The organism is Streptomyces sp. NPDC043746 (genome assembly GCF_056436485.1).
The window spans coordinates 22,744-42,867 of record NZ_JBWKCM010000022.1 but is presented as its reverse complement, the minus strand read 5'-3'; the positions used below and the strand labels follow the sequence as shown (position 1 = coordinate 42,867).

Here is a 20,124-nt window from a genome sequence, read left to right as displayed (position 1 = left end):
GGCCGGTCCGAGGAACCTCGGACCGGCCCGGCGATCGCCGGTGTGCGGCGGTCCGCCACCGCCGCCGCGCCCACGGCCCGCCCGCCCGGTAGCGCCGCCGCCCTGCCCCGCGCGATGCGGTGGGCGCCGGGACGGGCCGTGGCGAGCCGAGACGCGTGCTTCACGGCGAGCGCCGCCTCCAGCAGCAGCTGTCGCGCGCGGCGCTGTTGTGGGAGCGGGGTGCGTGCGTGGCCGGACAGGGCCGGGCCGGTCGCGCTCGCGGGGGTGCTCGACCTCGGTCACACCGGCGCCTCGATCTCGCTGCGGTACGGCATGGAGGTGGAGGCGCCCGGCTTCTGGACGCACAGCGCGGCGGCCGAGGAGGCGAACGCCAACGCCTTCGCCACCGGTCGCCCCTCCCCGAGCGCCACCGCCAGCGCCCCGACGAACGTGTCCCCCGCCCCGGTCGAGTCGACGGCCCGCACCTCGGGAGCCTCGAACAGCACCGGCTCGCCGCCCCGGGCCGCGTACAGGGACCCCTTCGCGCCCAGCGTGATGATCACCTCGGGCACCTGGCGCAGCAGGATCTGGGCTGCCGCGTGGGGTTCACCCTGCCCGGAGAGGGCGGCGGCCTCGTGCTCGTTGGGAACCAACAGGTCGATGTGGTCCAGGAGCTCATCGGGCAGCGGCTGTACGGGGGAGGGGGTGAGGATGGTCCGCACGCCCTGGGAGCGGGCGGCGCGGGCGCCCTCCACCACGGCGGAGAGCGGGAGTTCGAGCTGCAACAGCAGCAGCTCGGCGGAGGCGATGGCGGCGATCTCGCCGGGGCCGAGCGTGGTGACGACGCCGTTGGCGCCCGGGATCACGACGATCGCGTTGGCCCCGGTGTCGTCCACGACGATGTGCGCGGTGCCGCTGGGGCCCTCGGCGGTGTGGAGCAGGTCGGTGTCGACCCCGGCGTGTTCGAGGCCGTCGCGCAGCCGGGCGCCGTACGGGTCGTCCCCGACCGCGCCGATCATCGCCACCTCCCCGCCCGCGCGGGCGGCGGCCACGGCCTGGTTGGCCCCCTTGCCGCCGGGGATCGTCCGGAACTCCCGCCCGGTCACGGTCTCCCCGAGTCCCGGGGCGCGGGCGGTGTAGGCGACGAGGTCCATGTTGGTGCTGCCGAGTACGGCGATGCGGGTCATGGGCGCGGAGCCTCCTGGTGGGTCGGTGCGGCGAGGGTGTCGATCCCGGCCCGGCCGAAGTCGGGTACGGAGGTGGCGAGGCGGTTCTTCGGCGGGGCGGTCCAGTGGTGGGGCAGGGCGTGGGGGCGTCAGCGAGGGCGCTCGCGGCTGCCCCGTCGGCGATGCGGCGGCGCCGGGCCCGCTGCCCGTGGCTCAGCGTCCCCGCATCCCTGCATCCCTCCCACACGCGGGGCCGGCGACGGCCGCACGGCCGTCGAAAGGGCCCGTTCGGCTGACCGCAGGAAAGGTCAGCCTGGCCTTTCTTCGCAGGTCAGAGGGGTGGTAAGCCAGGCCTGCCTTCCTGGCGGAGATCGCCCGGCAGGCGTACTTTGGACTTTGTCAAAACTTGTATCACGCGGGGAGAAGTGAGCAGTGGCCATCATCGAGACCGACGCCGTCCTGCACGCGGCGCACCGGGACAACCACACCCACCGGGATGTGAACGGGGGCTGGCTGCGCCCCGCCGTCTTCGGCGCCATGGACGGACTGGTCTCCAACCTCGCCCTGATGACCGGTGTCGCGGGCGGTGCGGTCTCCCAGCAGACCATCGTCATCGCCGGTCTCGCCGGTCTGGCGGCCGGGGCCTTCTCCATGGCGGCCGGTGAGTACACCTCCGTGGCCTCCCAGCGCGATCTGGTCGAGGCCGAGCTGGCCGTGGAGCGCCGGGAGCTGCGCAAGCACCCCGACGACGAGATGGCCGAGCTGGCCGCGCTCTACGAGGCCCGGGGTGTGGACGCTCCGCTGGCCGGCGAGGTGGCCCGGCAGCTCTCGCGCGACCCGGAGCAGGCGCTGGAGATCCACGCCCGCGAGGAGCTGGGCATCGACCCGAACGACCTGCCGTCCCCGCTGGTGGCCGCCTTCTCCTCCTTCGGCGCCTTCGCCCTCGGCGCGCTGCTGCCCGTCCTGCCCTACCTCCTCGGCGCGAGCGCCCTGTGGCCCTCGGTGCTCCTCGCCCTGCTGGGACTCTTCGGCTGCGGCGCGGTGGTGGCCCGGGTGACCGCCCGCACCTGGTGGTTCAGCGGGCTGCGGCAGCTCGCCCTCGGCGGTGCGGCGGCGGCACTGACGTACGGACTCGGCACCCTGTTCGGCGTAGCGCTCGGCTGACACGCGGGGGGCGCCCCGGCGTACCACCGCCGCCCGAACGGCTCCATCGCGCGGTAACCCTTGTGACATACGTCTTGGCCCCGCCCACTGGGCGGGGCGGGCCCGGCAGCCGTAAAATGAGACCCTATGCAGCGCTACACATAAGTAGCCGTTACCCGGTGGTTTCGTTTGCTTCGCCGCCGGGCATGAGCCGTAGGCACCGCAGGCAACGACGCCTGCTCTCTGCGACTCCCCGGGCGCCGGTCCTTCCGACAGCGGCCCACTCCCCGGCAGTCCGGTCACTTCTGGTCACCCAGTCACCTCCGGTCACCGCAGTGTCCGTATGTTGGAACAGGCCTTCCGCTTCTTGAGAAGCGCCCCATCATGTAACCTGCACGAAATTTCGCAGAGGGCCAACGTCGTCCCTCGGCACTGCATATGCCACGACGACGACGGGAGAGCCGATGCGTATCGACGCCTGGTCGCCCATGGACGGTCGCCCCGCCCAGCAGGGGATGTACGACCCCCGTAACGAACACGACGCCTGTGGTGTCGGGTTCGTGGCCACTCTGACCGGTGTGGCCAGCCATGAGCTGGTCGAGCAGGCGCTGACCGTGCTGCGCAATCTCGAACACCGCGGTGCCACCGGTTCCGAGCCCGACTCCGGCGACGGCGCCGGCATCCTCTGCCAGGTCCCCGACGCGTTCCTGCGCGCCGAGACCCCTTTCGAGCTGCCCGAGGCGGGTTCCTACGCCGTCGGTATCGCCTTCCTCCCCGCCGACGGCTCCACCGAGGCCGTCCGCACGATCGAGGAGATCGCCACCCAGGAGGGCCTCACCGTCCTCGGCTGGCGCGACGTCCCGGTCACCCCCGCGCTTCTCGGCAACGGCGCCCGTGCCACCATGCCCGAGTTCCGGCAGCTCTTCGTCGCCGACGGCGAGTCCACCGGCATCGTCCTGGACCGCAAGGCGTTCGTCCTGCGCAAGCGTGCCGAGCGTGAGGCCGGGGTGTACTTCCCCTCGCTCTCCGCCCGCACCATCGTCTACAAGGGCATGCTCACCACCGGGCAGCTGGAGCCGTTCTTCCCCGACCTCTCCGACCGCCGCTTCGGCTCCGCGGTCGCGCTGGTCCACTCCCGCTTCTCGACCAACACCTTCCCCAGCTGGCCGCTGGCCCACCCGTACCGCTTCGTCGCGCACAACGGCGAGATCAACACGGTCAAGGGCAACCGCAACTGGATGAAGGCCCGCGAGTCCCAGCTCGCCTCCGAGCTCTTCGGCCAGGCGCAGCTCGACCGGATCTTCCCCGTCTGCACCCCGGACGCCTCCGACTCCGCCTCCTTCGACGAGGTCCTGGAGCTGCTCCACCTCGGCGGGCGCTCGCTGCCGCACTCGGTGCTGATGATGGTCCCCGAGGCGTGGGAGAACCACGACTCCATGGACCCGGCCCGGCGCGCCTTCTACCAGTACCACGCGACGATGATGGAGCCCTGGGACGGCCCGGCCTGCGTCACCTTCACCGACGGCGTCCAGGTCGGCGCGGTCCTCGACCGCAACGGTCTGCGCCCCGGCCGCTACTGGGTCACCGACGACGGCCTCGTCGTGCTCTCCTCCGAGGTCGGCGTCCTGGACATCGACCCGGCCAAGGTCGTCCGCAAGGGCCGCCTCCAGCCCGGCAGGATGTTCCTCGTCGACACCGCCGAGCACCGCATCATCGAGGACGACGAGATCAAGGCGTCCCTCGCCGCCGAGCACCCCTACCAGGAGTGGCTGGAGACCGGCGAGATCGAGCTGAGCGACCTGCCCGAGCGCGAGCACATCGTGCACACCCACGCCTCGGTCACCCGCCGCCAGCAGACCTTCGGCTACACCGAGGAAGAGCTGCGCGTCATCCTCGCCCCGATGGCCCGCACCGCCGGAGAGCCACTCGGCTCCATGGGCACCGACTCGCCCATCGCCGCGCTCTCCGAGCGCCCCCGGCTCCTCTTCGACTACTTCACCCAGCTCTTCGCCCAGGTCACCAACCCGCCGCTGGACGCCATCCGCGAGGAACTGGTCACCTCGCTGCGCTCCTCGCTCGGCCCCCAGGGCAACATCCTGGAGCCCACCGCCGCCGCGTGCCGCAGCGTCACGCTGCCGTTCCCGGTGATCGACAACGACGAGCTGGCCAAGCTGATCCACATCAACGCCGACGGCGACATGCCGGGCATGAAGGCCGCCACCCTCGCCGGGCTCTACCGGGTCAGCGGCGGCGGCGACGCGCTCGCCGCCCGGATCGAGGCCATCTGCTCCGAGGTCGACGCCGCCATCGAGGACGGCGCCCGCCTCATCGTCCTCTCCGACCGGCACTCCGACGCCGAGCACGCCCCGATCCCCTCGCTGCTGCTCACCTCCGCCGTCCACCACCACCTCATCCGCACCAAGCAGCGCACCCAGGTGGGGCTGCTGGTCGAGGCCGGGGACGTCCGCGAGGTCCACCACGTCGCCCTGCTCATCGGCTACGGCGCCGCCGCGGTCAACCCGTACCTCGCCATGGAGTCCGTCGAGGACCTGGTCCGGGCCGGCACGTTCATCGAGGACATCGAGGCCGAGCAGGCCATCCGGAACCTGATCTACGCCCTCGGCAAGGGCGTCCTGAAGGTCATGTCCAAGATGGGCATCTCCACCGTCGCCTCCTACCGCGGCGCCCAGGTCTTCGAGGCCGTCGGCCTCGACGAGGAGTTCGTCGCCACGTACTTCAACGGCACCGCCACCAAGATCGGCGGCGCCGGACTGGACGTCATCGCCAAGGAGGTCGCCGCCCGGCACACCAAGGCGTACCCCGCCTCCGGCATCGCGGCCTCGCACCGCGCGCTGGAGATCGGCGGCGAGTACCAGTGGCGCCGCGAGGGCGAGCCGCACCTCTTCGACCCGGAGACGGTCTTCCGCCTCCAGCACTCCACCCGCAACCGCCGCTACGACATCTTCAAGCAGTACACGGACCGGGTGAACGAGCAGTCCGAGCGGCTCATGACGCTCCGCGGCCTCTTCGGCTTCACCTCCGACCGGGCCCCGATCTCCATCGACGAGGTCGAGCCCGCCTCCGAGATCGTCAAGCGGTTCTCCACCGGCGCCATGTCGTACGGCTCCATCTCCCGCGAGGCGCACGAGACGCTGGCCATCGCGATGAACCAGCTCGGCGGCAAGTCCAACACCGGCGAGGGCGGCGAGGACCCCGAGCGCCTCTACGACCCGGCGCGCCGCTCCTCCATCAAGCAGGTCGCCTCCGGCCGCTTCGGTGTGACCAGCGAATACCTGGTCAACGCGGACGACATCCAGATCAAGATGGCCCAGGGCGCCAAGCCCGGCGAGGGCGGCCAGCTGCCCGGCCACAAGGTCTACCCCTGGGTCGCCAAGACCCGGCACTCCACCCCTGGCGTCGGCCTCATCTCGCCGCCGCCGCACCACGACATCTACTCCATCGAAGACCTCGCGCAGCTCATCCACGACCTCAAGAACGCCAACCCGCAGGCCCGCATCCACGTGAAGCTGGTCTCCGAGGTCGGCGTCGGCACGGTCGCCGCCGGTGTCTCCAAGGCCCACGCGGACGTCGTCCTCATCTCCGGCCACGACGGCGGAACGGGCGCCTCCCCGCTCACCTCGCTCAAGCACGCGGGCGGCCCCTGGGAGCTGGGTCTCGCCGAGACCCAGCAGACGCTGCTCCTCAACGGCCTGCGCGACCGCATCGTCGTCCAGACCGACGGGCAGCTCAAGACCGGCCGTGACGTCGTCATCGCCGCGCTGCTCGGCGCCGAGGAGTTCGGTTTCGCGACCGCGCCGCTCGTCGTCTCCGGCTGCGTCATGATGCGCGTCTGCCACCTGGACACCTGCCCGGTCGGCATCGCCACCCAGAACCCGGTGCTCCGCGACCGGTTCTCCGGCAAGGCCGAGTACGTCGTCAACTTCTTCGAGTTCATCGCCGAAGAGGTCCGCGAGATCCTCGCCGAGCTGGGCTTCCGCTCCATCGAGGAGGCCGTCGGCCACGCCGAGATCCTCGACAAGGACCGGGCCATTACCCACTGGAAGGCGCAGGGCCTCGACCTCACCCCGCTCTTCCACGTCCCCGAGCTGCCCGAGGGCGCGGTCCGCCACCGGATCGTCGAGCAGGACCACGGGCTGACCAAGGCGCTCGACAACCAGCTGATCAAGCTGGCCGCCGACGCGCTCGGCGCCGACACCCCCGAGGCCGCCCAGCCGGTCCGGGCCCAGGTCGCCATCCGCAACATCAACCGCACGGTCGGCACCATGCTCGGCCACGAGGTGACCCGGAAGTTCGGCGGTGCGGGCCTGCCCGAGAACACCATCGACATCACCTTCACCGGCTCGGCCGGCCAGTCCTTCGGCGCCTTCCTCCCGCGCGGGGTCACCCTGCGCCTGGAGGGCGACGCAAACGACTACGTCGGCAAGGGCCTCTCCGGCGGCCGTGTCGTCGTCCGCCCCGACCGCGGTGCCGACCACCTCGCCGAGTACTCCACCATCGCCGGCAACACCATCGGCTACGGCGCGACCGGCGGCGAGCTGTTCCTGCGCGGCCGTACCGGCGAGCGCTTCTGCGTCCGCAACTCCGGCGCCCTCGTCGTCTCCGAGGGTGTGGGCGACCACGGCTGCGAGTACATGACCGGCGGCCACGCGGTCGTCCTGGGTGAGACCGGCCGCAACTTCGCCGCCGGCATGTCGGGCGGTATCGCGTACGTCATCGATCTCGACCGCGACCACGTCAACGTCGGCAACCTCGGCGCGATCGAGGAGCTGGACGACACCGACAAGCAGTGGCTGCACGACGTCGTGCGCCGCCACCACGAGGAGACCGGCTCCACCGTCGCGGAGAAGCTCCTCGCCGAGTGGGACACCGCGGTGACCCGCTTCAGCAAGATCATCCCGTCCACGTACAAGGCAGTGCTCGCCGCCAAGGACGCCGCTGAGCTCGCCGGTCTCTCCGAGCAGGAGACCACCGAGAAGATGATGGAGGCGGCGACCCATGGCTGACCCCAAGGGCTTCCTGACCACCGGGCGCGAGGTCGCCAAGACCCGCCCCGTGGCCGAGCGCGTCAAGGACTGGAACGAGGTCTACGTTCCGGGCTCGCTGCTCCCGATCATCAGCAAGCAGGCCGGCCGCTGCATGGACTGCGGCATCCCGTTCTGCCACAACGGCTGCCCGCTCGGAAACCTCATCCCCGAGTGGAACGACTACGCCTACCGCGAGGACTGGACCGCCGCCTCCGAGCGGCTGCACGCCACGAACAACTTCCCGGAGTTCACCGGGCGGCTCTGCCCGGCCCCCTGCGAGTCGGCGTGCGTCCTCGGCATCAACCAGCCCGCCGTCACCATCAAGAACGTCGAAGTCTCCATCATCGACAAGGCGTGGGACAGCGGCGACGTCACCCCGCAGCCGCCCGAGCGCCTCTCCGGCAAGACCGTCGCCGTCATCGGCTCCGGCCCGGCCGGACTCGCCGCCGCCCAGCAGCTGACCCGGGCCGGCCACACCGTCGTCGTCTACGAGCGCGCGGACCGCATCGGGGGCCTCCTCCGCTACGGCATCCCCGAGTTCAAGATGGAGAAGTCGCACATCAACCGCCGCATCGAGCAGATGCGCCTGGAGGGCACCAAGTTCCGTACGGGGGTGGAGATCGGCCAGGACATCGACGCCGCCAAGCTCCGCCGCCGCTACGACGCGGTCGTCATCGCGGCCGGTGCCACCGTCTCCCGCGACCTGCCGGTCCCCGGCCGCGAGCTGAACGGCGTCCACTTCGCCATGGAGTACCTGCCGCTCGCCAACAAGGTGCAGGAGGGCGACCTGACCGTCGCCCCGATCCACGCGGGCGGCAAGCACGTCGTCGTCATCGGCGGCGGCGACACCGGCGCCGACTGCGTGGGCACCGCCCACCGCCAGGGCGCGGCCTCCGTCACTCAGCTGGAGATCATGCCGAAGCCGGGCGAGGAGCGGAACGCGGGCCAGCCCTGGCCGACCTTCCCGATGCTCTACAAGGTCACCTCCGCGCACGAGGAGGGCGGCGAGCGGGTCTACTCCGTCTCCACCACCCGCTTCGAGGGCGACGAGGACGGAAACGTCCAGGCCCTCCACCTGGTGGAGGTGGAGTTCAAGGACGGTAAGCTGGAGCAGAAGCCCGGCACCGAGCGGCGCCTTCCCGCGCAGCTCGTCACCCTCGCCATGGGCTTCACCGGAACCGACCAGTCCAACGGTCTGGTCCAGCAGTTCGGCCTGGAGCTCGACCAGCGTGGCAACGTCGCCCGCGACGAGAGCTACGCGACCAACGTCGACGGCGTCTTCGTCGCCGGTGACGCGGGACGCGGCCAGTCGCTGATCGTCTGGGCGATCGCCGAGGGCCGCTCCGCCGCCCGCGGAGTGGACCGGTATCTGACCGGGACCAGCGCACTCCCGGCCCCGGTCCGCCCGACGGACCGAGCCCTGCTGGTCTGAGCACCACCCGGGTTCCCCCCGGTCCACGCGGCCCGGGGGAGCCCCCTTGATACGTCCCGTACAACGGCGTACGGAACTGAACGCGGCGCCCGCCTGTCCCCGACCGGACTCAGTGGGCGCCGTGGCGCGTCCGGGGCCGGTGCGGCTCCGCGAGTCTTCAGCGGTGGCCTCAGCCGCCGGTCAGCGCCGAGGTCTTCACCGCCACCGCCACCGCGAACAGCCCCAGCAGCACCGCCCCGCCCGCGAGCTGAAGAGGCCCGGTCCGCAGCTTCGCCGGTGCGTAGGCGAGTCCGTACGTCACGAGCGCCCCGGTCAGCAGCCCGCCCAGGTGCCCCTGCCACGAGGTGAAGAGGGCCGAGAGCACCATCCAGAGCAGGAAGCCGGCCATGAACCGGTTGACGGCCGCCATGTCGTGGCCGAGCCGCCGGCTGATCACCCAGTACGAGGCGGCCAGTCCGAACACCGCACCCGATGCGCCGACGGTGGACGTGTCCGGCGCCAGCAGGTACACCGCGACCGAACCGCCCACCGCCGACAGCAGATACAGCGCCAGACAGCGGACCCGGCCGAGCCGCCCCTCCACCGCCCGCCCGATGTTCCACAGCGCGAACATGTTGAACAGCAGGTGCATCACCCCGAACGAGGTGTCCGGCGGCAGATGCAGAAAGGCGCCCGTCACCAGCCGGTACCACTCGCCGTCCGCGATCCCCGTCAGCCGGTACCCGGCGTACTCCTCGCCCCGGTAGTAGTACTGCTCCCCGTCCGCCCCCGTCAGCGCGGCCCCCAGCACCGCGAACCGGTCCACGGTCTCCGGCCGCACCACCTCGACGACGTACGCCAGCACATTGAGCGCCATCAGGACGTACGTCACCACCGGGGCCACCGCCCCCGACACCGCACCGCCGAACACGGTCCGGGCCCGCCGCACCGAGCGCCGCCCCTCCTTCACGCACTCCGAGCAGTGGTGGCCGACCGAGGCCTCGTGCATGCACTCCGGGCAGATGCTGCGCTCGCAGCGGGTGCAGCGCACATACGTCTCGTACGACGGATGGCGGTAACACGCGGTGGCGGCGGCCTCCATGGCCGGCTCCTTCACTCGGGGGGTGCGCAACGGGGGCCGGTGTGGGCGGCGGCGATCAAGATAGCGAACGCATGAGGAGGATCCGGGGCCGGGGGGCCGCGCGGTGACCTACCCTCAAGGTCCGCAGTCCGCAGCCTCAGTGGGGAGAAACGGGGGGCCGTCATGCACGGTTCGCACACGGCCGTGGGCACCGGCCCGGCCATCAGCCTGGAGAAGGTACGCCGGACCGCGCCCGGGCTCGTCAGCCTGTACAAGAGCGCCGGGGTCTCGCTGGAGAAGCACGGGCTGAACGGCCGGCGCGCGGCCGTCTACCTGGTGCTCGACTACTCCGGATCGATGCGCGACTACTACAGGGACGGCACCGTGCAGGCGCTGGCCGACCGTGTGCTGGGCCTGTCGGCGCACCTCGACGACGACGGGCGGGTGCCCGTGGTGTTCTTCTCCACCGATGTGGACGGGCACGCGGAGATCGGACTGGACCGGCACCACGGGATGATCGACAAGATCGTCGCCAACCTCGGGCACATGGGCCGGACCAACTACCACGTGGCCATGGACGCCGTCATCGACCACTACCTCGACAGCGGCTCCACCGACCCGGCCCTGGTCGTCTTCCAGACGGACGGCGGGCCCACCAGCAAGCCGGCCGCCGAGCGCTACCTCTGCAAGGCCGCCCGGCTGCCGCTGTTCTGGCAGTTCATCGGCTTCGGCGACACCCGCAGCAGCCAGTTCGACTTCCTGCGCAAACTGGACGAGCTGCCCGTCCCCGCGAAGAGGCCCGTCGACAACGCCGGGTACTTCCACGCCGGGCTCGACCCCCGAAAGGTCCCGGACACCGAGCTGTACGACCGGCTGCTGGGGGAGTTCCCGTCCTGGCTGGCCGCCGCCGAGGCCCGGGGGATCGTCCGATGAGCCTCCGTGTCCTGCGGGCCGCCGACCGTACGCCCGTCCCCTGGAAGAACGGCGGCGGGCTGACCCGCGAGGTGGCGGCCGCGCCCGACGGGGCCGACGGGTTCGACTGGCGGGTCAGCCTCGCGGACGTCACCGCCGACGGCCCGTTCTCCCTCTTCCCGGGCATCGACCGCACCCTGACCGTCGTCGAGGGCGCGGGCATGGACCTCGTCGTCGGCGGCGAGCACCACATCGTCGACGAACCGCTGTGGCCGCACGACTTCCCCGGCGACCGGCCCACCGACGGCTTCCTGCTGGGCGGGCCCGTCGTCAACCTGAACGTCATGTACCGCAGAGGGCGTACGCGGGCGGAGACCGCCGTCGTCTGCGGCACCGTACGCCTGATGCCGCCCCCGGGCGGCGCGGTCCTCGCGCTCTCCCTGGACGACGGGACCGTCCTCGACGGCACGGACGCCCGGCCCGACGGTACGGACCTCCGGCTGGACCGCTACGACGCGGTGCTGGCGCGGGACGCTTCGCCCGGGGTGCTGCGGACGATGGGCCAGGCGGTGCTGGTCACGTTCTCGGACGTGTGAGAGCCGGAGGCGGGCCGGGAAAGCGGACAGAAGGTGTCGGGTATCGGGTGTTCCATGGCGCCCATGACGTCTTCCGCACCCTCCTCCCCCTCCTCTCCGGTCTCCTGGGGCGCCTTCGCCGCCGCCGAACCCGTCTTCGCCGACACCGTGCGCCGGCGCTTCCAGCTCTACAAGCACCACGTCCTCGCCACCCTGCGCGCGGACGGCTCACCCCGCGTCACCGGCCTGGAGGCCGACTTCCGCTTCGACGAACTGCTGCTCGGCATGATGCCGGACTCCCGCAAGGCCGTGGACCTGCGGAGGGACCCGCGCTTCGCCCTGCACGCCAACCCGGGGCCCGACGCGGAGATGAACGACGGCGACGTCCGCGTCAGCGGCCGGGCCGTGGAGGTCACCGACCCGGAGTTCCTCGCCCGGGTCATCGAGGACGCCGACCCGCCCCAGCCCTTCCACCTCTTCCGGGCGGAGCTGACCGAGGTGGTCCGGGTCGGGCTTGAGGGGGACTTCCTGGTCGTCGAGTCGTGGCGGCCGGGGCAGCCGCTGCGCACGGTACGGCGGAAGTGACGCGGCTTTGGCGGCCGGGGCGTGAGGGGGCGCTCCGGCGGTCGTGTGCCCGTTCGCCGACGTGATCGTTCCTGGCGAGCGGCTGCTCCTCCTGCATGACCGGCGCGTCCCCGAGCACGTGTCCTGGCTCACGTGCGTCTCCGGGCGGACGTGCTAGGGTGTTCCCGTTGCAGTTTTGGTACCCATAAACATTATGTGCGCCTGACGGGAATGCTTCGTCAGGCGCTTTATTGTTTCCGGCTTTCTCCGGATGGGGCTCAATGCGGCGACTTGGAATCCACGAAGTGTGGATTTCCGGCACTGCACCTCTCTGTTAGGAGAAATGACATGGCTACTGGAACCGTGAAGTGGTTCAACTCGGAAAAGGGCTTCGGCTTCATCGAGCAGGACGGCGGCGGCGCCGACGTCTTCGCCCACTACTCCAACATCAACGCCTCCGGCTTCCGTGAGCTGCAGGAGGGCCAGAAGGTCTCCTTCGACGTCACGCAGGGCCAGAAGGGCCCGCAGGCGGAGAACATCGTCCCGGCCTGATCGCCGCGACGCGTACCTCGCGACCGGGGCCCGCACCGTGAAGGTGCGGGCCCCGGTTTGTGCTGTCCGAGCGGACAAGCCGTCTTATGCGCACATCCTGGGGGCGCACCAAGGACGGCCGGACCGGCACAGAGCAGTGAACCCATCCGGCAGTCGCCCAGGAATCCCCCAGGAGGGCACTTCCGTATGACCCGCTCAGAACGACAGGACCGCACCCCCCGCACCGAACGTCAGGGCCGCGCTTCCCGTGCCGAAGGCCAGGAGCGTGACCGCGCACCCCGCGCCGAACGTCAGGACCGGGCTCCGCGCTCCCGTCCGGCCCGCGGGCAGGGCGGTCAGGGCGGCCAGGGCTCCGCACGGGGCGGCGCGAACCGCTCCAAGGCCCCGGCCCGCCGCAAGCCCGCCGCCGCACCGCCCGCCGAGTTCACCCTGCCGGAGACGGTGACCCCGGCGCTGCCGTCCGTCGATGCCTTCGCCGACCTGGACATGCCGGCCGCGCTGCTGAAGACCCTCGCCGCGCAGGGCGTCACCGAGCCGTTCCCGATCCAGGGCGCGACCCTGCCGAACTCGCTGGCCGGCCGGGACATCCTCGGCCGGGGCCGCACCGGCTCCGGCAAGACCCTCGCCTTCGGCCTGGCCCTGCTGGCCCGTACCGCCGGACGCCGCGGCGAGCCGCGCGCCCCGCTCGCCATGGTCCTCGTACCCACCCGCGAACTGGCCCAGCAGGTCACCGACGCGCTGACCCCGTACGCGACCGCCGTGAACCTGCGGCTCGCCACCGTCGTCGGCGGCATGTCTATCACCAAGCAGTCCGCCACCCTGCGGCGTGGCGCCGAAGTCCTGGTCGCCACCCCGGGCCGGCTCAAGGACCTCATCGAGCGCGGCGACTGCCGACTGGACGAGGTCGCCGTCACCGTCCTCGACGAGGCCGACCAGATGGCCGACATGGGCTTCATGCCGCAGGTCGTCGCCCTGCTCAAGCAGGTCGAGCCGGACGGACAGCGGATGCTGTTCTCCGCGACCCTGGACAAGAACATCGACCGGCTCGTCAAGATGTTCCTCACCGACCCGGTCGTCCACTCCGTCGACCCCTCCGCCGGTGCGGTCACCACGATGGAGCACCACGTGCTCCACGTCCTGGACGAGACGGACAAGAAGGCCGTCGCCACGAAGATCGCCGCCCGGGACGGCCGCGTGATCATGTTCGTCGACACCAAGCGCGCCGCCGACCGCTTCGCCAAGCGGCTGCTGGCCAGCGGTGTACGGGCGGCCGCCCTGCACGGCGGGCGCTCCCAGCCGCAGCGCAACCGGACCCTGGACCAGTTCAAGAACGGCCAGGTCACCGCGCTCGTCGCGACGAACGTGGCGGCCCGTGGCATCCACGTCGACGACCTGGACCTGGTCGTCAACGTGGACCCGCCCACCGACCACAAGGACTACCTCCACCGGGGCGGCCGCACGGCCCGCGCCGGCGAGTCCGGCAGCGTCGTGACGCTGGTCCTGCCCGACGAGAAGCGGGAGATGACCCGGCTGATGCAGGACGCGGGCATCGCGCCCCGCACCACACGGGTCACCTCCAGCGACGCGGAGCTGTCCCGGATCACGGGGGCGCGGGAGCCGTCGGGCATCGCGGTCGTCATCGAGGTGCCGCAGCCGACGCCGCCGAAGGCCCCGAAGCAGCGGACGCGGTCGGGCTCCGGCACGGGCACCGGCGCCGTAGCGCGCTCCGGGAGCCGGGGGCGGGGTCGGCGGGGAGCCGGTGCGGGTGGCGCCGGGGGCGGTGCCGGTCGCACCGGCGCAGCGCGTTCCGGTGCTCCGGCGCGGGGGCGTCGGGCGGCCTGAGGGCTTGCAGGTCATGAACACGTCGTCGCCGTCGAACGCGGCCTCGGCGAGCCGCGGCAGCTGACCGTCCTTGCGGGCGGTCACTCCCGCCGACTTCACCGCGGCATCCACCGGTTCATGCGCCGGGACCACCCGCCCGACCGACCCGTGCGCGCGGTGCAGGGCGGCGTCCGCATCGGATGCCGCGGCACCAGCCGGGCCGGATCGGTCGCGGCCCACCACCCGGACGGCGTCGGCCGGGGCGGGCCGCATCACCGTCATGGAGGGCTGGCGCCGCCGCCCCGCCCATGACCGGGGCGCCCGCAGAACCCCGGCCGACGCGGGCGGGACGGTACGCCGCCCGCTGGCGGAGGCACGGGCGCCGCAGGGCGTGTACGGGGCGTCGTAGCCGGTCCGGGACGGCGGATTTCGGACGGCGGCTCCCCCGTGTATTCAGTGGCGGCCACCCGACACCTGCGGCGAGGATCGCCCCATGCCCGTCTTCCTGGAGACCGACCGCCTCCTCCTGCGCCCCTTCACGGACGCCGACGCCCCCCACCTGCACGCCCTCGACAACGACCCCGAGGTCATGCGGTACATCAACGGCGGCAGGCCCGTCGGGGTCGACGACATCCGGGAGCGGACCCTGCCCCGGCTCCTCCACGACCACCCGTGCACCGGGACCCGGGGGTTCTGGGCGGCGGAGGAGAAGGCCACCGGCGTCTTCCTCGGCTGGTTCGAACTGCGCCCCCTGGCTGACCACGACCCCGCCGTCGTCGAGCTGGGCTACCGCCTCAACCGGGCCTCCTGGGGGCGGGGTTACGCCACCGAGGGCGCCAGGGCCCTGATCCGCAAGGGGTTCACCGACCTCGGGGCCGAGCGTGTGACCGCCAACACCATGGCCGTCAACGCGGCCTCCCGGCGGGTCATGGAGAAGGCCGGTCTCACCTTCCTCCGCACCTACACCGAGGAGTGGCCCGACGTCATCGAGGGCTCGGAGCACGGCGAGGTGGAGTACGTCCTCACCCGAGAGGAGTGGACGCACCGCCCGGCAGAGTGCCCGGGGGACCCAGGGGCCCCGTAGCCCCGGTGTTCCCGTCCAGCAGCGCCGCGATCTCCGCGTGCCCCGTGTGCAGGTCCGCCCCCGCCGCCGGCACCCCGTCCCGCAGCAGCTCCACGGTCACCGTCTCCTCGCCGTCGACCGGCTCCCGCCGGACCGTCGCGTCGAGCCCGGGGCCGTACGCCTCCTCCAACCGCCGCAGCAACTCCCGCTCCACGTCCACCCCGGCCAGCCGACGCGCCTCGGCCAGGGCCGCGCCCACCACCGCCTCCTGGCCCGGCGCCCCCGCTCCGTACGCCAGCAGCGCCCGCACCGTCCGCGGCGAACCGCGCCGCGCGCCCAGGACCAGCATCGGCTCCCCCTGCGGACCGGGCAGCAACGGGTCCGCGCCACCGGCGAGCAGCGCCTCCACCGTCGCGGCGCGGCCCAGCCCCACCGCCCAGCGCAGCGCCGTGAACCCGAACTCCTCGCGCAGATCCGGCCGTGCCCCGGCCGACAGCAGCGCCCGTACCACCTCGGTGTGGCCGCCGCACGCCGCCCCGCAGAGCGGCAGGTCGCTCCCCTCGGGGCCGCTCGCCCGGTCGGGGTCGGCCCCGGCCGCCAGGAGCAGCCGCACCGCCCCCGGCCGGTCGTGGACCGCCGCCAGATAGAGCGCCGTCGTGCCCTCCTCGTCGCTCGACTCGGCCCGCGCACCGGCGCGCAGGGCCCGTACGACAGCATCGTCGTCCTCGTACAGCGCGTCGAACAGGCTTGGTTCATCCCTGATCGGCTCGTTCGTCATGCTTCGACCCTACGGTGGCCGAAACCATGTCTACGTGTCGCACTCCAGCCGGGTCCGGCACAGCCCGCACCGGGCCGAGACCCGGCCCCGGACCGGGAGCCGGACGCGCTGATGGCAGGCGGGGCAGGGGAAGGAGACCCGCAGGCCCGTGTCACCGGACTCGAAGGCGTACGGAACACCCGGGTCCGCGACCGTGCCCGGGTGGTCCTGGGCGTACCGCCGGTCCTTGGCGTACCGCCGCCGCCCCGCCCGGCCGGCCGCCGTCAGCGGGGGCCTGCGCAGCTCGCGCAACGCCTGCGCACGCCCCTGGGTATAGGCGGTGTACGCCTGCGGGCTGGTGAACCAGGGCGAGGGGTCCTCGTCGAAGACCAGCGCCCGCTTGGCCAGGACGTAGCCGAACTCCTCCGGGGTGAGGTAGCCCAGCTTCTGCCGGGAGACGGCGTCCTCCCGGAAGGCGTCCAGCAGGAGCCACCCCGCGCCGAGGTACGTCGTCACCGTGTCGGTCAGGATCTCGTTGGCGCGGGTGCCGGGGAACTCCAGGCCGAGCCGGTGCAGCAGGACATGGGTGATCTCGTGCGCGAGCGCCGCTCCGATGTCCCTGCGGTGGGTGCGGAACCGGTCGTTCAGCTCGATGAAGTACTCCGGCCCCGCCGTCAGTTCCACGCTCGCCGCGTGCTCCATCGCGCGGAAGCCGACGATCATGCGGGCGTCGGGCAGATGGAGGTGCTGGACCAGGGCCCGCGCCACCCGCTGGGCGCCGAGATGGAGATCGTCGGTGTCGGAGAAGGCGGCGTCGGCGGGGACCAGGCTGGTGCCGTAGGTGTGGACCCCGTCGGGGGAGAGCCGCCGGTAGAGCGCGGTGATCGCGGACCGGACCGTGTCCAGATGAGGGAAGCCGTGGACGACGGGTGCGCCCGGACTGCCGTTGCCCACGTCCGTACCCCCATCCGCACCTCGCGCGGAACCCCCGCCCGCGACGGACCTCCACTGTAGGCGGCGGCGCCGCGCACCGGGGGAGGCGACCGGCCGCGGACCTGGCCGAAAAGTGCGCCTTGTGGTGGCGGTCACCGGCTCCCGATAATCGGGTCACCTTGACGGGTGCATGACGACTATCTGCGTGCCCCGTCGTGGTTCCCACAGCAACCCCCCACGAAAGCAGGCAACCGTGAAGCAGCTTCTGCGTGCGCTGAAGAGATGCTCCGTCGTCGTCGCCACCGTCGCGATCGCCGTCGTCGGCCTCCAGCCCGTCACCGCCTCTGCCGCCCCCAACCCCGTCGTCGGCGGAACCCGCGCCGCCCAGGGCGAGTTCCCCTTCATGGTCCGGCTCTCCATGGGCTGCGGCGGCGCCCTCTACACCAAGGACATCGTCCTCACCGCCGCCCACTGCGTGAACGGATCGGGCAACAACACCTCCATCACCGCCACCGGCGGAGTCGTCGACCTCCAGTCGCCCAACGCCATCAAGGTCCGCTCGACCAAGGTCCTGCGCGCCCCCGGCTACAACGGCGTCGGCAAGGACTGGGCGCTGATCAAGCTCGCCCAGCCCATCAACCAGCCCACCCTCAAGATCGCCACCACCACCGCGTACAACCAGGGCACCTTCACCGTCGCCGGCTGGGGCGCCAACCGCGAGGGCGGCAGCCAGCAGCGCTACCTGCTCAAGGCCAACGTCCCGTTCGTCTCCGACGCCGCCTGCCGCTCCGCCTACGGCAGCAGCTTCGTCCCGTCCGAGGAGATCTGCGCCGGATACCCCGACACCGGCGGTGTCGACACCTGCCAGGGGGACTCCGGCGGCCCGATGTTCCGCAAGGACAACGCCAACGAGTGGGTCCAGGTCGGCATCGTCAGCTGGGGTTACGGCTGCGCCCGGCCCGGCTACCCGGGCGTCTACACCGAGGTCTCGACCTTCGCCTCCGCCATCGCCTCGGCAGCCGCCACACTCTGACCCCGCCCCGGGACCGGCACCCGTGAGTGGCGGTCAGGGCTGAACCACCCCGGGAGCGTCCAAGCACCGTACGGGCGCTCCCGGTCCCAGCTCCACCCGCGCCCCGCCCGCCCCCTCCAGCTCCAGCACCCACACCTCGTTCACCTCGTCGGCGCCCTTGCGCAGTACCGGACCCGGCACGTACAGCGTCTCCTGCGGGCCCACCGACCAGTACCGGCCCAGGCAGAAGCCGTTCACCCAGACGAAGCCCCGCGTCCAGCCGGGCAGTCGCAGGCCCGCGTGGTCCACCGTGTCAGCCCTGACGGCGCCCGCTTCCGGTCCTCCGGCGCTGCCCGCCCCCGGCCCCCCGACGGTGCCTGCTTCCGGTCCTCCGGCGCTGCTCGCCCCCGGCCCCCCGGCTGTGCCTGCTTCCGGTCCTCCGGCGCTGCCCGCCCCCGGCCCCCCGACGGTGAACGTCCCCCGGAACAGCCCGGTCGCCCCGGCCCTCTCCGGAACCGGCCCGAACGGCACCCCCGCCACCGCGCCCTCCTCCTCGAAGGCGTCCAGCCGCAGCCCCCTGGCCCGCACGCCGTGCAGATACTGCCGCTCGTGCAGCACCCCGCCCGTGATCCCCTTCGGCTCACCCAGGCGCGGCCCGTAGTTGACCCGGCCCAGCGACTCCACCCACAGCTCCACCTCCGCCGGACCCGCCACCGGCTCGGCCAGCGTGGGACTCTCCTCGGTCAGCACTCCCGCCCGAACCCCGTCCACGTACACCACCGCCCGGTCCCGCAGCCCGGCGGCGGTCAGCGGGTACGGGGCACGCGGACCGGGCACCGCCACCCGGTAGCGCACCAGCCCCCGGCCCACCCCCAGCTCCTCGAAGGTCGGCGCCACCCCCGACTCCGGCCCCTCCGGATCACCCAGGGCCTCCAGTACGTCGTCGAGCCCGGCCCACCCGCCCCACTCGACCCGCACCGGCGGCCCGGTCAGGCCCTTGGGCTCCGGCGGCACCGCGGGCAACGGGCCCTCCGCATAGGCCGCCAGCACCTTCCGGAACAGGTGGAACTTCTCCGTGGCCCGCCCGTACTCGTCGACCGGCGCGTCATAGTCGTACGACGTCACCGTCGGCCGGAACTCCCCGTCCTGCACCGGACCACCCCGGTTCGCCCCCGCCCACCCCGCGAAGTTCGTCCCGCCGTGCCCCATGTAGATGTTCACCGACGCCCCGCACTCCAGGACCTCCCGCAGTGCCTCGGCCGCCTCCGCCGGATCCCGCACGACCTCGTCCGCACCCCAGTGGTCGAACCAGCCGCACCAGAACTCCATGCACATCAGCGGCCCCTGGGGCTGATGGCGGCGCAGCACGTCGAACCCTTCCCCGGCACCGGAACCGAAGTTCGCCGTCGCCGTCAGGCCGGGCACCGATCCGCCCGTCAGCATGTGGTCCTCCGGCCCGTCCGACGTGAACAGGGGGACCGACACCCCGCACTCCCGCAACAGCCCCGCCAGCCACTCCAGATACACCGCGTCGGAGCCGTAACTCCCGTACTCGTTCTCCGCCTGGACCAGGATCACCGGGCCGCCCCGGCCGATCTCCCGTTCGACGACCTGCGGCAGCAGCTCCCGGAACCACCGCTCCACCGCCGCCCGGTACCCGGCGTCCCGCGTCCGCACCCGCCGCCCGAACAGGCCCGTCACCCAGACCGGCAGCCCGCCGTTCTCCCACTCGGCGCAGATGTACGGGCCCGGCCGCACGATCGCCCACAGCCCCGCCTCCCGGACCGCGTCCAGGAACCGGCCGAGCGCTCCCACGTCCCGGTAGGCGCCCTTCCGCTCCTCGTGCAGATTCCACGGGACGTACGTCTCGACGCAGTTCAGCCCCATCGCCGCCAGCATCGCCAGCCGGTGGCCCCACTGCCCCTCGTGCACCCGGAAGTAGTGCAGGGCACCCGACAGCAGCCGTACGGGCTCTCCGTCGAGCCGGAAGTGGTCGTCCCCCACGGTGAAGTCGGACATCGTGTACGTACGCTCCTGTGCTCGGCCCCGCCCGGCGGCCCCCTGGCGGATGGGTCCGACCACTTTCACCCCTGGCGCACGCCCGGTCCAT

The 20,124-nt window shown here is 72.2% G+C and carries 15 protein-coding genes and 1 pseudogene; 10 read left to right on the top strand and 6 right to left on the bottom strand.

What is annotated here, in order from left to right:
- Positions 1–278: 278 nt before the first annotated feature.
- Together rbsK and AC0682_RS22485 are read right to left on the bottom strand one after the other, a co-directional pair.
- Positions 279–1,166, bottom strand: coding sequence for a ribokinase (rbsK, locus tag AC0682_RS22490; protein ID WP_478534822.1), 888 nt, complete (start codon positions 1,164–1,166; stop codon positions 279–281).
- A pseudogene (locus tag AC0682_RS22485) lies at positions 1,163–1,291 on the bottom strand (ADP-ribosylglycohydrolase family protein); the annotation flags it as partial. The gene rbsK and the pseudogene AC0682_RS22485, both read right to left, overlap by 4 nt.
- Positions 1,292–1,577: 286 nt before the next feature.
- Between AC0682_RS22485 and AC0682_RS22480 the strand changes: the two are divergent.
- From AC0682_RS22480 to AC0682_RS22470, 3 genes are all read left to right on the top strand, one after another.
- Complete coding sequence (locus AC0682_RS22480) at positions 1,578–2,309, top strand: VIT1/CCC1 transporter family protein (protein WP_478534821.1); 732 nt, start codon at positions 1,578–1,580, stop codon at positions 2,307–2,309.
- A 443-nt stretch (positions 2,310–2,752) separates the two neighbouring features.
- Entirely contained in the window at positions 2,753–7,312 is a 4,560-nt protein-coding gene (gene gltB / locus AC0682_RS22475; protein ID WP_478534820.1) for a glutamate synthase large subunit, read from the top strand.
- On the top strand, positions 7,305–8,765 hold the full coding sequence (locus AC0682_RS22470) for a glutamate synthase subunit beta (RefSeq protein ID WP_254812783.1): 1,461 nt from the start codon (positions 7,305–7,307) through the stop codon (positions 8,763–8,765). Before gltB ends, AC0682_RS22470 begins: the two co-directional genes overlap by 8 nt.
- A gap of 169 nt (positions 8,766–8,934) precedes the next feature.
- Here the strand turns inward: AC0682_RS22470 and AC0682_RS22465 are convergent, their stop codons facing one another.
- Positions 8,935–9,846, bottom strand: a complete 912-nt coding sequence (locus tag AC0682_RS22465; RefSeq protein WP_254812784.1) for a rhomboid family intramembrane serine protease — start codon at positions 9,844–9,846, stop codon at positions 8,935–8,937.
- Positions 9,847–10,008: 162 nt separating this feature from the next.
- On the opposite strand from AC0682_RS22465, the gene AC0682_RS22460 reads away from it, so the two are divergent.
- The 6 genes from AC0682_RS22460 (at position 10,009) to AC0682_RS22435 (ending at position 15,333) form a co-directional block, all read left to right on the top strand.
- On the top strand, positions 10,009–10,758 hold the full coding sequence (locus tag AC0682_RS22460) for a vWA domain-containing protein (protein ID WP_254812785.1): 750 nt from the start codon (positions 10,009–10,011) through the stop codon (positions 10,756–10,758).
- The gene (locus AC0682_RS22455; RefSeq protein WP_254812786.1) at positions 10,755–11,333 is read left to right on the top strand and encodes a HutD/Ves family protein; all 579 of its coding nucleotides are present in this window, start codon (positions 10,755–10,757) and stop codon (positions 11,331–11,333) included. Before AC0682_RS22460 ends, AC0682_RS22455 begins: the two co-directional genes overlap by 4 nt.
- 54 nt (positions 11,334–11,387) lie before the next feature.
- Positions 11,388–11,897: a pyridoxamine 5'-phosphate oxidase family protein gene (locus AC0682_RS22450; RefSeq protein ID WP_478534819.1), complete on the top strand. Its 510-nt coding sequence runs from the start codon at positions 11,388–11,390 to the stop codon at positions 11,895–11,897.
- Between the two features lie 327 nt (positions 11,898–12,224).
- On the top strand, positions 12,225–12,428 hold the full coding sequence (locus tag AC0682_RS22445; RefSeq protein WP_006123767.1) for a cold-shock protein: 204 nt from the start codon (positions 12,225–12,227) through the stop codon (positions 12,426–12,428).
- 186 nt (positions 12,429–12,614) lie between these two features.
- The gene (locus tag AC0682_RS22440; protein WP_478534818.1) at positions 12,615–14,270 is read left to right on the top strand and encodes a DEAD/DEAH box helicase; all 1,656 of its coding nucleotides are present in this window, start codon (positions 12,615–12,617) and stop codon (positions 14,268–14,270) included.
- Positions 14,271–14,742: 472 nt separating this feature from the next.
- The gene (locus tag AC0682_RS22435; protein WP_478534817.1) at positions 14,743–15,333 is read left to right on the top strand and encodes a GNAT family N-acetyltransferase; all 591 of its coding nucleotides are present in this window, start codon (positions 14,743–14,745) and stop codon (positions 15,331–15,333) included.
- On the opposite strand, the gene AC0682_RS22430 is transcribed toward AC0682_RS22435, so the two are convergent.
- Together AC0682_RS22430 and AC0682_RS22425 are read right to left on the bottom strand one after the other, a co-directional pair.
- Positions 15,272–16,090 carry an ankyrin repeat domain-containing protein gene (locus AC0682_RS22430; protein WP_478534816.1) on the bottom strand — a complete coding sequence of 273 codons (819 nt, stop codon included), beginning with the start codon at positions 16,088–16,090 and terminating at the stop codon, positions 15,272–15,274. The two genes, AC0682_RS22435 and AC0682_RS22430, sit on opposite strands and share 62 nt — an antisense overlap.
- 30 nt (positions 16,091–16,120) lie before the next feature.
- Positions 16,121–17,023 (bottom strand): hypothetical protein, encoded by a 903-nt coding sequence (locus AC0682_RS22425; RefSeq protein WP_478534815.1) that lies wholly within the window; start codon positions 17,021–17,023, stop codon positions 16,121–16,123.
- Between the two features lie 232 nt (positions 17,024–17,255).
- Here AC0682_RS22425 and AC0682_RS22420 point away from each other — a divergent pair, with 232 nt between their 5' ends.
- Complete coding sequence (locus AC0682_RS22420) at positions 17,256–18,035, top strand: S1 family peptidase (RefSeq protein ID WP_478534814.1); 780 nt, start codon at positions 17,256–17,258, stop codon at positions 18,033–18,035.
- A gap of 33 nt (positions 18,036–18,068) precedes the next feature.
- Here AC0682_RS22420 and AC0682_RS22415 read toward each other — a convergent pair whose 3' ends face one another.
- Positions 18,069–20,033 carry a glycoside hydrolase family 35 protein gene (locus AC0682_RS22415; protein WP_478534813.1) on the bottom strand — a complete coding sequence of 655 codons (1,965 nt, stop codon included), beginning with the start codon at positions 20,031–20,033 and terminating at the stop codon, positions 18,069–18,071.
- Positions 20,034–20,124: the final 91 nt, after the last annotated feature.

What these genes read in the sequence shown, in the direction of transcription:
- AC0682_RS22455 (WP_254812786.1), top strand. Translation starts at nt 10,755, where the DNA reads ATGAGCCTCCGTGTCCTGCGGGCCGCCGACCGTACGCCCGTCCCCTGG.
- AC0682_RS22460 (WP_254812785.1), top strand. Translation starts at nt 10,009, where the DNA reads ATGCACGGTTCGCACACGGCCGTGGGCACCGGCCCGGCCATCAGCCTG.
- AC0682_RS22435 (WP_478534817.1), top strand. Translation starts at nt 14,743, where the DNA reads ATGCCCGTCTTCCTGGAGACCGACCGCCTCCTCCTGCGCCCCTTCACG.
- AC0682_RS22470 (WP_254812783.1), top strand. Translation starts at nt 7,305, where the DNA reads ATGGCTGACCCCAAGGGCTTCCTGACCACCGGGCGCGAGGTCGCCAAG.
- AC0682_RS22430 (WP_478534816.1), bottom strand. Translation starts at nt 16,090, where the DNA reads ATGACGAACGAGCCGATCAGGGATGAACCAAGCCTGTTCGACGCGCTG.
- AC0682_RS22415 (WP_478534813.1), bottom strand. Translation starts at nt 20,033, where the DNA reads ATGTCCGACTTCACCGTGGGGGACGACCACTTCCGGCTCGACGGAGAG.
- gltB (WP_478534820.1), top strand. Translation starts at nt 2,753, where the DNA reads ATGCGTATCGACGCCTGGTCGCCCATGGACGGTCGCCCCGCCCAGCAG.
- AC0682_RS22440 (WP_478534818.1), top strand. Translation starts at nt 12,615, where the DNA reads ATGACCCGCTCAGAACGACAGGACCGCACCCCCCGCACCGAACGTCAG.
- rbsK (WP_478534822.1), bottom strand. Translation starts at nt 1,166, where the DNA reads ATGACCCGCATCGCCGTACTCGGCAGCACCAACATGGACCTCGTCGCC.
- AC0682_RS22445 (WP_006123767.1), top strand. Translation starts at nt 12,225, where the DNA reads ATGGCTACTGGAACCGTGAAGTGGTTCAACTCGGAAAAGGGCTTCGGC.
- AC0682_RS22450 (WP_478534819.1), top strand. Translation starts at nt 11,388, where the DNA reads ATGGCGCCCATGACGTCTTCCGCACCCTCCTCCCCCTCCTCTCCGGTC.
- AC0682_RS22465 (WP_254812784.1), bottom strand. Translation starts at nt 9,846, where the DNA reads ATGGAGGCCGCCGCCACCGCGTGTTACCGCCATCCGTCGTACGAGACG.